We start from the raw sequence: 11,771 nt of genomic DNA on the forward strand, positions 1-11,771 counted from the left end.
GAGGTCCAGTGGCAGCATTCCCAGACAGGGAGCGCACTTGGTCTCGCCGGGCAGGAGTTTGGCGAAGCGTTTGCAGGAGGCGCAGCGCGTTCGGGTGACCCCCGTTGACGCTCGCCGGTTGTCGTCGTTTAGCGTTGTCATTGTTCACTTCCGCTGGTTGTGGACAGCGCAGGAGCGGCAAGGTTGGTAGCCAGGCACCGCTTCTGCGCCTTAACGGATCACACGCCCCCGCAACAGGACGTGCTTCATCGCCGCACGTCGGAGCGCGCGTTTTTCGCTTATACTGTTGACTTTTCCGTCGTCTACATGCGACTAATCAGCAGGCGTCCCCTCCGCCTGAAGCTCCGCCGAGATCTCACCCGCCTTCCGCTCCTCATACCCGGCCCAGTACAACGCCTCGTGATGGTGCCCCCGGTCGACGTCCGCGACGGCCTTATAGAGCCGTGCGTTGCCGAGGCGGAACGCCAGCCACACCGACGGGTTCGCATCGATCGGCGGCCGGCGGTCCATCACGACCTCGTGAGCGTCCCGCAACGTCTTCGGCTCACCCCTGCGCATGATCACGCCTCTCCGCGCGGGCTTCCAGCAGCGCCGCCAGGTCCTCGGCGTGGTCGCGGAGCCGGCGAAGGAACACCGCGCAACCCGGCCACGCGGTCTGGTCCTCCGGCGGCACCAGCGTCACCACGCACAGCCCACCAGCCAGCACCAGGACCGGCGGAGATGACGCGCCCGTCCCGGTCTCCTCCACCGTCACCTCGGTACCCACGCCCACCGTCCAGCGCAGCCCCAGCCCGTCCCACGTCGCCGTCATGCTGTTCCCATTCCCGGGCCAAGTCGGCGAACCCCTCGGCCGCCGACTCCAGCGCCGCCACACACCACCACGGCAACCCGCGCACCTGCGCCAGCTCGTGCCACGCCCGCGACACCCGCCGAGCAGCATTCGCCGTGTTCGTCGCACTCCCCGGTGACAGCACCGCACGGCCGTGTTCCCACGCGGCCATGTAGTCCCGATACGCCTGCTCCCACGCCTCGACCCGCTCGCGGAAGCCCATCCCTGTCACGCCGCCTTCGCCGTCTCACTGGCCCCACCGGACCGGGACGGCTTCGCGTTGCTGGTGGCCTGCTTGAAGCCGGTCGCGCGGAACACGTAGGACTGGTACTTGAACTCACCCTGCCCCGCCACGCGCGGTTCGGCGGTCAGGCCGTCCAGCTCGATCGGCCGCATGCCCGGCAGCGCCTCCGAGGTGGTCGGCACCGGCTGCACGTCGGCGAGAAGGGTGATCTCGAACGAGGCCCGCTTCGCCCGGGTCTCGGCCGGGTCGGTGACCATGACCTTCCACTGCCGCTTACCCGTGATCTCGTCGACCCGCTGCCGCACTGGACGGTTCGCGGCGCGGTCCTCACGCGACTGGTATTCGTTGTCCGGCGACACCTCGCCCACCATCACCAAGCCCTGCGGAAACGCGTCGTCGAAGTCGATGCCGAAGCGGTGTCCCTTATCGATAGCCATGCTGAATTCCCCTTGCTCGTATGGGTTTCTGGCGCTCAGTCGCGCTCTTCCGACCACTGGTCGCCGACAGGAGAGGAGTAGGTGCGCGTGCGGTTCTGCGTCTCGCACCACTCGCCGAACTCGTTCGCGGCCACGGCGAGGCTCCGCGCGAAGCGCGCGGTATCCATCAGGCCGCCGATCCGAGCCGGTACCTGGATCATGATCGCGGTTTCATCGCCCCCGGCCACCAGTTGGCGGACTCCCGGGGAAGGTGACACGACGGCAGCGCCGTATCCGACGAGGGGCTGAATCACCACGTGAATGCCCATGTGCTCTCCCGATGTCTCGGCTTCCGCGCGTCCGATTGGGCGCGCTGGGACCAGGAGACACCCGGGTGGGAGAGATCACCCGGACAAACTGTCCGGGTCGGTTCTAGCGGTCGGCAGGAACGGCCGTCTCGATCGCGTCCAGCATGGCTGACCAGGGCAGATCCCGGCCAGGAGCGGACCGCGGTTCATGCAGCGGCCAGACGTCGTCACCGTAGAGCAGATCCACGCCGACGCGCCGCAGGTTCTCGATGTGCATTGACCAGAACGGCTGACGCGCGTGGGCCGCGTTGACGCGCGGGAACACGATCACCGGCAGGTTCAACGTCCCGATCGCCTCGTTGACCTGCGTTAATGCCTGGTTGTCGGCGATGCCGAGGGACATCTTCGCGACGAAGTTCGCCGAGGCCGGCGCCACCAGGTAGCAGCTCGGGGCAGGGTGCGGGCTCTTCTGCGACGGCGAACGGGGCTCGACCCGCACCAGGTAGCCGGTGGCCTGCTCGATCTCGTCGAGCTGCCCGGTCTCAGCCAGCCAGCGGCCAGCGGTGGGCGTCAGGGTGACCGCGACCGTCCAGCCCGCTTCCTGGGCAGGCTTGATCAGACGCGGAAGCAGGTCTTCGACACCGCCGGCCCCGGAGGCGACCAGCCCGAGAACACGAGACATCCGACTACCTCACCGCGCCGCAGCGCTCAGCCAGCGCAAGCAGCGCCGAAGACTTGCCAGCCGTCGCCGGGGCACGCCGGTACATCGACCGCACGACCTCCCGCACCATCGTGTTGTGCCGGACGATGGTCGGCGACTTCTGCTCGGCCTCCAGGAGGACTTGAAGGGCGTCGTCGTCCTTTGCGAGCAGGCTCAACGCGCGGGCGAAGTCGATCAGGTGCGTGACCTGGCGTTCCACGGGCAGGTGGTCGACATTGACGCGCGGGGCAGTCTCGATCACCTGGTTGACGTCGCCGAGGTCCAGGGCGGCGGACAGCCGGTGGAGCTCGACGTTGGCGGGCCCGAACCCGGTCTGCCAGTAGTTCGCGTCCACGCCCAGCTGGTCAGCGGCGGTTTTCGCATGTCCAAGGAGGTCGTTCGCTGTGGTTCGGTCCTGGTGTCGCGCCGCCGCGACAGCCGTGCGCAGGTAGAGCATCCCGTACAGGCTCAGCGCGGCCGGGTCACCCTCGGCCATCCTCGGGAGCAGCCATTTCGCCGCGACGTCGCCCAGCTCAAGCGCGTCATCGAACCGGCCCACGGCCAAGAGCGCGTGTGTGCCGGACCGGGCGGCCGATGCCAGGACCAGCGGATCATCGGAGTCGTCTGCCGCCTGCATGGCGCGTTCTGCCGCGATCCAGGCGAGGTCGGCCTCACCGATCTTGCTCAGCGTGGTCGCGGCCAGGTGGTGTACACGTGCCGAGATCGCCGCGCAGGCCCGCTTGTACCCGGCATCATCCGCCGAGGCAGCTTCCATCGCCTGCGTGGTCTTGATCAGGCCGGGCAGGGCGGTGACGACGCGCCCCAGGTCACCCTTCTGGTAGCTCGACCAAGCACCTTCCACCAGCTGACGGACCGGCTGCGGATCGATGTACTCGGGCGACATGGCCGAGGCGAACAGCGTCCGCGACAGCCGGCGGGGAGCCATCAGCGCATCCCTGATCGCCGGGACGTCGTCGTGTTTGTCCTGCTCTTCCATCAGCACAGGTTCGCCGAGCAGGTCACCCAGAGTTACCCGCAGCGCCCGCGCGAGGTCGGCCAGCACGTCCAGCCGGCGGATATCCCTCTCACCGCGTTCGATCTTGCTCAACCAGTCCTCGGTACGGCCCACCAAGTCAGCAAGCACCGCCTGCGACAGCCCACGCCGCCGCCGGTAGAACGCGATCCGCTCACCGATGCTGAGCTGGTCACCCGCACCACGCATGGCTACAGACTAGCAGCGTCCCCTCAGTACAAATCTACTTCATCGAGCACGGGCAGCAGCGATCAGTTTTACCTTGATCTCATCAGTAAGCCCGACCTCTCCAGCGTTTCCTTTCGGACCGAGCAATCGACGCGCGTCTTCTAGCGTCTCCCTAATCTTTCGCCTTACCACTCGGGCCGGAAGATCTGCCAGCTTCGAACGAAGCTCATCCGCGAGAACTAGAAGATCCTCTGGAACCGCGTCAAGAACCGACATGTTCAACATCAAGGGTAGATTAGCGGTCTTCTGACCAGCTCGCTTCCGCACTGGCCCTATTGCAAGATAGTTGAGCATGAAGTCTGGACTAATAGCAGGGGTAGCAGGAGGCTTACCTTCGATTTCTCCGGCTATCTTATCCCGAACCCTAAACGCTGTTCGGTCGAGCGTTAGCCACCAACTCTTATAGCCGAAAGCTGATCGATTCTCACGCCGCTCTTGCCTTCGCATAACAATGCCTACATAGTTCTCCACATCGTGGTTAACCAGACGATCGCGCGTCGTCGCATCCATAACAGGTATACCCAAAGCGGCCTGCCGACGTTCTTTATGCTCCCGACTCTGGTACCACACTTCGGCGACAGCTGCGCGCAACTCCACAGGAGCCCGATTAACAAAATCAGTCAGCGATTCATTTTCAATACCATGCTCCTCTGCGAGATATTCGGCAATATCCACCTCCGGCTCAACCTTACCGCAAAAATTCTCTAACCAATTCTCAAAATCAGAATCCTCGCGGCCTGCAAGTCGATGAGCATTGAAAAGGAAGGGTATTGAACCGTGGGCACCCTCGCGCGAGATGGCCCGGAAATACGTTCGGCAACGACGAATATGTGTAGCCAGTTCTTCGATTACACCGTCGGTAACCCGCAGAGATAGGCCACACTCTTTGGCGGCCGCCAAAAGTTCCGAATGCGCGCGCTGATCTTCCTCAAGCAACTCTTCAGCGAAAAGCGGCAAGACAACAGATGAGTCCAACCAAATATCGCCTTCCGCGAATATCTTCACAACGGCCGACTGCACATCCGGAGTCTCCCTCATGAAGGAGAAAAGAGTGTACGTGTCCGCAAGGCTTCTCAAATAAACCCGCACGTCCGGAGGCGGCGAGACCAGAAGAGTCTGAAGTGTAGCGGCGATCACATGAACGGGGAGCAAAGGCTGCTTCCCAGATTTAGTAACCACGTCAGAAACAACTGCTTCGATATCAGCGGGCTTGACGTCGGCACCTTGATCACGCGACACCGCAATCGCGAAAGCTTCCCCGCGACTCAAGAGAACATTTTCGATCATAGCTCGGCAGGAATCGATCAATTCATCAAGATCTGCTTGCTTTATGTCGACGCCAGATTCAGACGCGGAAGTAGTTAGCGCCGCGGCCAAGTGGGTTCGCAGGGCGGAATCCTGCACCTCAAGATCCGTTAGGCGATTAGCCAGTCGAACACGCTCAGCCCAAGTGAGACAAAATTCGTCGATTTTTTGCCAATGCCGCAGGTATTTCTTATTCAACCTGCCTAGCGCACCGTCAACTTGCTCCTGCAGGATTCGCTCGTGATGACCCGGCAGAAGAGACGACACCATCTCATAGACTTTATTCCGAGTTAGTCTATTATCGCTATCAGTGTCGCGAAGTACAGATCTAACAATCGCCTCGAAGCAAACTTTCGTCAATCCCTTTTCACGACTGTCGTCTTGCCACTGTAACCCTAAATATACGAAGGCTGCCTTCGCTTCAGTGTCATCCAAAGCTTGCGCTTGTCGCTTGATAAGGTTATCTGGTTCGACAATTAAAGGATCAACGACTAGCCTGGCCAACTCTTCAGCCTCAGTCATCGAAGCCGAACTCTCGTTGCGCACCGAAATAAGCCAGTCCAAGCCGCGCGGGTCGAGGTGAATACCGTACTTTGCGCGAGCAGTCCGACGAAGCTCCACACTCTTTGAATCAATCGGCTGGTTTGTTACATACACTAACACTTTGACGTTTGGAAACGTATCCTTGATACGCTTGCATGTCTCCGATATTTTCGTCGCAAAGTCCACGCGAACTGAGTACTGAACTAGCGTCGAAGGATCATCTTCCACTGAAAATAGGAGAGCATCAGCGCCGCCATCCCCGGACATACCACTAACTGGTCGTATGTTGGGAAATTCATCTGCCAGGAAGACCGTCGCCAGCCGTTCGAACGGCCGCCACTGCGTGGGGTCAAGATTCTTCAGCGCAAGCGCAAAACGCTCGGTCGTGATGCTCATCTGCGACGTCCTCACAAAGCTAATCTAACTATCGTTTCAACATCAACGAAATATCTTCACCCACTCAGCGGCAAGATGCCCCCAGAGGTGTTGCCGAACTTGGCTCTATGGGATCAAGGGCGCGCCGCCGCCGCGGCGCGCCTGTCGCCTACGTAGCCCCTCGCCTGGGCGGCCGCATCCGCTTCCGACACGGCGGGCTGCCGCTCCGCTCCGCCCGCCGGCCGGGCGGTGCGGCCGCCAGCGGGTTACCTGGCGCAGCGCCGCGCGGCGGCGGCACACTGGTCCTCCGAGCCAACGTCGGCCTCCCTCCACGAGCGCTTGTGCCATTCGGGTCGTTCGTGACTCGATCTCCGTTACGCACCGTCGTGAGGGACCTCCATCCCGACGCCTGATCGTGACAACGGCCGGTAGCACCGCGTCAAGACGGTGAAGCGTGTCTTGACCCGGCACCACCGGCCGCGTGCTGGCTTCGTATCGGGATGCAGGGGTAGGTGCGGCTGGTCCGCCAGGCCGTCTCCAGGCCGTCAGAGGCCCGGGAGCAGCGACAGACGACGAGAACTAACGAGACGCATCAGCGCAGCGCAGAGGCGGTTTTCGCCCAAGATCACGAGGTCGAGGAAAACCGGCTGAGAAATCCTGGACATCTTCGAGGGGACGCAACAGATCCAGCAGTTGATCGTGGCTCGCCGGGTCCTCGGCAAGACCTCCGCGGAACTCAAGTAAGTCCGTGAAGGCCACCTTGACCCCTCAAGGTGGCCTTCACGGCTTTCAGGATGTGGCGAGCTGGTCGTCCAGGAACTCGTCCAAGTAGCGCCACGTCGTGCCGCGGGCCTTGCGGCCCGTCAGGACGCCCAGGTGGCCGCCCGGGGCGGTCTTGAAGCGGACCTCCGGGGCCTTGTCCAGCAGCTCCACCACTCGCTCCACCGAGGGCCTCGGGGCGATCGTGTCGTTTTCGCCCGCCACCACCAGGGTCGGGACGCGGACCGAGGACAGGGAGATGATGCGGCCGTTCAGGTCCACCTTGCCCTCCGCCAGGTCGTTCGTGCGGAACAGGCGGTGGTACAGCTGGCCGAACGTGCGGCCCGGGTAGGCGTACATGTTGCTCATGAAGTGGTCGACCGCTTCGATCTGGGCCAGGTAGTCGCGGTCGTCGAGGTGGGACAGGATCGCGATCGGTTTCGTGATTTCCTTGCTGATGCCCGTCGCGCGGAAGACCCGGCTGACCAAATAGGACGGTGCGCCGCCGAAGGCCCGGTAAATCGGGGTCAGCAGGTGGCCGCCCGTCAGGTCCACCAGGGGGCGGAACGGGGCGACGATCGGGATCGCCGTGAAGTCCACCGGGGAGCCGATCGCCGTGATCGACGCGATCGGGAGGTCCGGTTGGTCCGCGTTCACCAGCAGCGAGAAGATCCCGCCCAGCGACCACGACACCAGGTGCACCGGCTGCCCGCCCGCGTCCGCGCTCACCTTGCGGATCGCGCGCGGCAGGACCTCGTCGATCCAGTGCTCGATGCCCAGGCGGCGGTCCGAAAACGCGACCATGCCGTAGTCGACGAGGTACGCGTTGCGGCCGCCCTCGACCAGGTGCTCGATGAGGCTGCAGCCGCGGCGCAGATCGAAGCAGATCGCCGGCGCGGCCAGCGGCGGCACCAGCAGGATCGGCGGCCCGGACACCGGACGGCTGCTGTGCGTCATCCGGTACACCGAGCGGTTGGGGCCCTGGTCGATCAGCACCCGCGGCATCGGGCGCAGGTCGGCGACACCGCCGTGCAGCACCTTGCCGACCACGTTCGAAGCCGCGGCGGCCAGCCGTGCGGGCGGTGAAACCATTGTTCGAGCCTCCTGGACGTCGATTCCCGTCAATCTTGCCGGGTACCACCGGCGGACTCAACACCGCCCACGTCCAAATCGGACACTCGCTAGGCCGTCCGAGTTACTCCGTGCCCGCCCCGGGCGCGCTTTCCGCCGCGCGCGCCTCGTAGTCCGCGCGAGCCGGGGAATGGGCCGCTGAAGCCAAAAGCTGGTCCGCCTTCAACGCCCGCGCGAGGACTTCGCCCGCCCGCCGCGGCAGCAGGCGGGTGAGCTTGCCCATAGTTCCCACGGACCGGGGCACGTAGACGTCGAAACGAGGTTTGCGCAGCGTGGATACGATGGCATCGGCCACATCTTCCGGGCGCGAGGACTTGAACAGCTTCGCTTCGCCGAGGCCGCTCGCCAGCTCGGTCCGCACGATCGCGGGCATCACGCACGAAACGTGCACACCCGACCCGTGCAGCTCCAGGTGCACCGCTTCGGACAATCCGACCACGGCGTGCTTGGTCGCACAGTAAGTCGCCGCGCCCGGGAACCCTGCCTTGCCGGCGAACGAGGCGACGTTCACGATGTGCCCGGACCGCCGCGGCCGCATCCGTTTCATCGCTTCGCGCGTGCCGTGGATGACCGCGTGCACGTTGATCTCCAGCTGACGCCGGGTCGTCGCGTCGCTCTCCTCCTCGAGGTGCGAGAGCGGCATGATGCCCGCGTTGTTGATCAGGACGTCGATGCGGCCGTGGCGGCGCTCCACCTCGTCGAGGAACTCGGTGAAGCCGCGGATGTCGGTGACGTCCAAGGGGAGCGCCTCGGCGTCCAGCTCGCCGGCGGTCTTCTCGGCCCGGACCTGGTCGAGGTCGCCGATCACCACCTTCGCGCCCAGCCGGGACAGTGCCGACGCGGTCGCCGCGCCGATCCCCTGCCCGCCGCCGGTGATGACGACGACCTTGCCCGCGAGCTTCTCGGCCATGGCGACTCCTTCGTCTGTTGGCAACCCGTCAACAGTGTCACCCCTGGCTCGCGATCGCGCTACCCCACGCGCTGCTCCAGCACCTGCCCGACCCACTCCTCGACGTGGAACCGCACTGTCGGCTTGAAGCCCTGGCTCTCGTAGTAGCGCTGCAGCGCGCCGTCGCCGCCCGCCCAGCAGTCGACGCGCACGAGGTCGATGCCGCGCCGCCGCGCTTCGTCGAGCGCGTACTCGACCAGCCGCCCGCCGACGCGCCGCCCGGTGAACCGCCGCGACGTGATCAGCAACCGGACGTACAGTTCACGCTCGTCAACCGGCGGCACGTGCGGGTCGTGCTCCTCCGACACGATCAAGGCGCCGGCCGCCTCGCCGTCGACCATCGCGATGCGCAGGCCCGGGTCCGCGGCCATGCCTTCGACGCGTTCGACGCGGCTCGGGACGCGGCTCCACGGCTCGGTCCCCCACTGCTTCGCGCTGCCCCGCGCGACCAGCCATTCGACGGCTTCGTCGAAGAAGCCGAGCAACGTCTCGACGTCCCCGGAATCACCCGAACGGATGACGATGTTCTCCATGTGCCCTGTCTTACCGCATACGGGGGTACGCGCGGGCCGACTTCGGCGATCCACGCCTCGTTCAGCCCGCGGCTCGGTTCGCTTCATCCGAGCTTCAAGGAGCGCTGATTGACTTCGTCCGTTCCCCACCTCTCTCGCGACGAGGACGAATTGACTCAGTCAGTGCCTCCCGACGGCGATCCGTTGGCCGCGTTCACCGTCGAACTCGAAGAAATCAAGGCAAAAGCGGCAGCCGCACAGGAACGGCTCCAGTCGGCCACCGCCAGCGCGCAGTCACCGGACGGCGCGGTCTCGGTGACGGTCGGCCCGAGCGGCGTGCTGCAGGACCTCCGGTTCGGCCCCCGCGCGTACGAGCGGCCGCCGCACGCCCTGGCCGGAATGGTGATGCAGCTGGTCGGCCGGGCGCAGCAGAAGGTCTCGGCCCAGGTCGCCGACGCGTTCGGCGGCATGGTCGGCGAGAGCTCGGCCGCCCGCGAACTGCTGGACGAGTTCCTGCCGCAGCCCGAACCGGAGACGCCGCCGCCCCCGGGCAAGAGCGACGTGTTCATGCCGGAGCAGGAGGCCGAAGACCGGCCGCCCGCGCCGCCGCACCGCCCGCCGCCGCAGCAAGGCCCGCCGCGCCGTCGCCCCCGGCCCGCGCCGGAAGAGGACGAGGGCGAAAGCAACCCCTGGTAGTACGGAGGAGATCCGGTGGTTTCCGGAGAAGGTTTCTCGGTCGACCCGGCCGAGCTGCAGAAGTTCAGCCAGTTCCTGTCCGGCACCACGCAACCGGCGGTGCAGGACGCCGCGAACCGGATGCAGGCCGCCAACGGGTTCGACAACGCCGCGTTCGGCATCCTGCTCGCCCAGGTGCTCGCCGTGCCCTCGCGGATCACGATGGGCGTGATCACCGGAGAGATCACCAAGCTCGTGGGGGACATCGGCAAGTCCGCCGACGACGTCAAGAAGGCCGCCGAGACGTACTCGACCCACGACTCGAACACGGCGCAGGGTTTGAGCACCTTCGAAACGGAGCTGGGCAAGTGACCGTCCCCATCACGTCCGCGAACTCCACCACGGGCGCCGGCGTCTTCGACAGCTGGAAGCAGGTCGGCGACTCGATCGGCAAGGTCCAGACCGAGCACGGCGGCGACCTCGCGGCCGTCAGCGTCGAGCTGGGCGTCAACGTCGTCAGCGCCGTGCTCGACACCGTCGCGTTCGCCATGGACCCGCTGGCCAAGCTGATCGCGGCCGGCCTGGGCTGGCTGATCGAGCACGTCTCGTTCCTGAAGTGGCCGCTGGACCAGGTCGCGGGCAACCCGTCCGAGGTCACGAAGGTCGCCAACGAGCTGCACAAGATCGGTGAATCGCTGCGCAACACCAGCACCGAGCTGGACGAGACGCTCAAGGCGACGATCACCCAGTGGCAGGGCAAGGGCTACGACAGCTTCCTCAAGTCGATCAACGACCGCAAGGGCTGGATCGACGCCAACGCCAAGGCGGCCGACGTCGCCGGCTACATGGTCGAGACGACCGGGGCCCTGATCGGCGCGGTCCGCTCGCTGCTGCGCGACATCATCACGACGATCCTCGGCGACATCATCTCCACGATGCTGATCGCGCTCGCGCTGGCCATCCCCACCTTCGGAGCGTCGATCGCGGTCGGCGTGACCAAGTGCGTCGCGACGGTCTCGGTGCAGGTCGCGGCGATGATGGCGAAGCTCGCCAAGGTCGTCGCCTACGCCGGTCGCACGCTGGGCCGGCTCACCGGGCTTTCGAAGCTGGTCAAGGGGAAGCCGGGCTCCTCGGGCGCCGGTCACGAGCTGAGCAACCTGCCCCCGCACGGCGGCGGCGTGCCGAACTTCTCGCGGCCGCTGCCGAAGCCGCCCGGCACCGCCGTCACGCACGACGGTCCCGGCGGCGGTGGCGCGACGCCGAGCACCCGGCCCCCGGGCGACGGCACGACCCCGAACTTCTCGCGGCCGTTGCCCCCGCCGGGAACGGCGGTCACCCACGACGGACCGGGTGGGGGCGCGACGCCGAGCACCCGGCCCCCGGGTGACGGCACCACGCCGAACTTCTCGCGCCCGCTGCCCCCGCCGGCCACCCCGCCGAAGCCGACGCCGCCGAAGTCGCACCTGAGCGACCACGACATCTCGACGATCAAGAAGCACGAGGACTGGCTGAAGACGAAGTTCGGCGACAGCTACAAGAAGATGAAGTTCGTCGACGACTGGCTGAAGGCGAAGGCCCCGGACTACTACCCGATGTTGAAGGCCCTCTCCGACGCCAAGAGCTCGAAGAACTTCGTGGGCTGGGCCGGCAAGGACATCGTGCAGGTCGACCGCGGCCTCACCGACATCCAGATGCAGGCGGAGGCCGCCTGGGCAGAGGAAGACAAGAAGGAACAGCAGCAACCGAAGTGAGCCGCGCGAAAGG

The 11,771-nt window shown here is 65.4% G+C and carries 13 protein-coding genes; 3 read left to right on the forward strand and 10 right to left on the reverse strand.

Annotated features, from left to right (window positions below; genetic code table 11):
* Positions 1-312: 312 nt before the first annotated feature.
* From ACYVLJ_RS01110 to ACYVLJ_RS01155, 10 genes are all read right to left on the reverse strand, one after another.
* Positions 313-558, reverse strand: coding sequence for an AMED_5909 family protein (locus tag ACYVLJ_RS01110; protein WP_460437454.1), 246 nt, complete (start codon positions 556-558; stop codon positions 313-315).
* Positions 545-811 (reverse strand): hypothetical protein, encoded by a 267-nt coding sequence (locus tag ACYVLJ_RS01115; protein WP_460437455.1) that lies wholly within the window; start codon positions 809-811, stop codon positions 545-547. Before ACYVLJ_RS01115 ends, ACYVLJ_RS01110 begins: the two co-directional genes overlap by 14 nt.
* A 246-nt stretch (positions 812-1,057) precedes the next feature.
* A complete protein-coding gene (locus ACYVLJ_RS01120; RefSeq protein ID WP_460437456.1) occupies positions 1,058-1,510 on the reverse strand; it encodes a hypothetical protein in 453 nt (150 codons plus the stop codon).
* A 35-nt stretch (positions 1,511-1,545) separates the two neighbouring features.
* Positions 1,546-1,818, reverse strand: a complete 273-nt coding sequence (locus ACYVLJ_RS01125) for a hypothetical protein (RefSeq protein ID WP_372663754.1) — start codon at positions 1,816-1,818, stop codon at positions 1,546-1,548.
* Between the two features lie 103 nt (positions 1,819-1,921).
* Entirely contained in the window at positions 1,922-2,479 is a 558-nt protein-coding gene (locus tag ACYVLJ_RS01130; protein ID WP_460437457.1) for an HFCD family protein, read from the reverse strand.
* A 4-nt stretch (positions 2,480-2,483) separates the two neighbouring features.
* Positions 2,484-3,719 (reverse strand): helix-turn-helix domain-containing protein, encoded by a 1,236-nt coding sequence (locus ACYVLJ_RS01135; RefSeq protein WP_460437458.1) that lies wholly within the window; start codon positions 3,717-3,719, stop codon positions 2,484-2,486.
* A 39-nt stretch (positions 3,720-3,758) separates the two neighbouring features.
* Positions 3,759-6,002, reverse strand: a complete 2,244-nt coding sequence (locus ACYVLJ_RS01140; RefSeq protein ID WP_460437459.1) for a hypothetical protein — start codon at positions 6,000-6,002, stop codon at positions 3,759-3,761.
* 768 nt (positions 6,003-6,770) lie between these two features.
* The gene (locus tag ACYVLJ_RS01145) at positions 6,771-7,832 is read right to left on the reverse strand and encodes an alpha/beta hydrolase (protein WP_460437460.1); all 1,062 of its coding nucleotides are present in this window, start codon (positions 7,830-7,832) and stop codon (positions 6,771-6,773) included.
* Between the two features lie 103 nt (positions 7,833-7,935).
* Complete coding sequence (locus ACYVLJ_RS01150) at positions 7,936-8,781, reverse strand: SDR family oxidoreductase (RefSeq protein ID WP_460437461.1); 846 nt, start codon at positions 8,779-8,781, stop codon at positions 7,936-7,938.
* Positions 8,782-8,840: 59 nt separating this feature from the next.
* Positions 8,841-9,353, reverse strand: a complete 513-nt coding sequence (locus tag ACYVLJ_RS01155; protein WP_451967915.1) for a GNAT family N-acetyltransferase — start codon at positions 9,351-9,353, stop codon at positions 8,841-8,843.
* A 162-nt stretch (positions 9,354-9,515) separates the two neighbouring features.
* Between ACYVLJ_RS01155 and ACYVLJ_RS01160 the strand changes: the two genes are divergently transcribed.
* From ACYVLJ_RS01160 to ACYVLJ_RS01170, 3 genes are read left to right on the forward strand one after another with little or no spacing between them, the layout of a single operon-like run.
* A complete protein-coding gene (locus ACYVLJ_RS01160; protein ID WP_460437462.1) occupies positions 9,516-10,028 on the forward strand; it encodes a YbaB/EbfC family nucleoid-associated protein in 513 nt (170 codons plus the stop codon).
* A gap of 15 nt (positions 10,029-10,043) precedes the next feature.
* The gene (locus tag ACYVLJ_RS01165) at positions 10,044-10,379 is read left to right on the forward strand and encodes a hypothetical protein (protein ID WP_451967917.1); all 336 of its coding nucleotides are present in this window, start codon (positions 10,044-10,046) and stop codon (positions 10,377-10,379) included.
* Positions 10,376-11,758, forward strand: coding sequence for a hypothetical protein (locus tag ACYVLJ_RS01170; protein WP_460437463.1), 1,383 nt, complete (start codon positions 10,376-10,378; stop codon positions 11,756-11,758). Before ACYVLJ_RS01165 ends, ACYVLJ_RS01170 begins: the two co-directional genes overlap by 4 nt.
* Positions 11,759-11,771 lie beyond the last annotated feature (13 nt).

The organism is Amycolatopsis stemonae (assembly GCF_054781455.1).

What these genes read in the sequence shown, in the direction of transcription:
- ACYVLJ_RS01110 (WP_460437454.1), bottom strand. Translation starts at nt 558, where the DNA reads ATGCGCAGGGGTGAGCCGAAGACGTTGCGGGACGCTCACGAGGTCGTG.
- ACYVLJ_RS01115 (WP_460437455.1), bottom strand. Translation starts at nt 811, where the DNA reads ATGACGGCGACGTGGGACGGGCTGGGGCTGCGCTGGACGGTGGGCGTG.
- ACYVLJ_RS01120 (WP_460437456.1), bottom strand. Translation starts at nt 1,510, where the DNA reads ATGGCTATCGATAAGGGACACCGCTTCGGCATCGACTTCGACGACGCG.
- ACYVLJ_RS01125 (WP_372663754.1), bottom strand. Translation starts at nt 1,818, where the DNA reads ATGGGCATTCACGTGGTGATTCAGCCCCTCGTCGGATACGGCGCTGCC.
- ACYVLJ_RS01130 (WP_460437457.1), bottom strand. Translation starts at nt 2,479, where the DNA reads ATGTCTCGTGTTCTCGGGCTGGTCGCCTCCGGGGCCGGCGGTGTCGAA.
- ACYVLJ_RS01135 (WP_460437458.1), bottom strand. Translation starts at nt 3,719, where the DNA reads ATGCGTGGTGCGGGTGACCAGCTCAGCATCGGTGAGCGGATCGCGTTC.
- ACYVLJ_RS01140 (WP_460437459.1), bottom strand. Translation starts at nt 6,002, where the DNA reads ATGAGCATCACGACCGAGCGTTTTGCGCTTGCGCTGAAGAATCTTGAC.
- ACYVLJ_RS01145 (WP_460437460.1), bottom strand. Translation starts at nt 7,832, where the DNA reads ATGGTTTCACCGCCCGCACGGCTGGCCGCCGCGGCTTCGAACGTGGTC.
- ACYVLJ_RS01150 (WP_460437461.1), bottom strand. Translation starts at nt 8,781, where the DNA reads ATGGCCGAGAAGCTCGCGGGCAAGGTCGTCGTCATCACCGGCGGCGGG.
- ACYVLJ_RS01155 (WP_451967915.1), bottom strand. Translation starts at nt 9,353, where the DNA reads ATGGAGAACATCGTCATCCGTTCGGGTGATTCCGGGGACGTCGAGACG.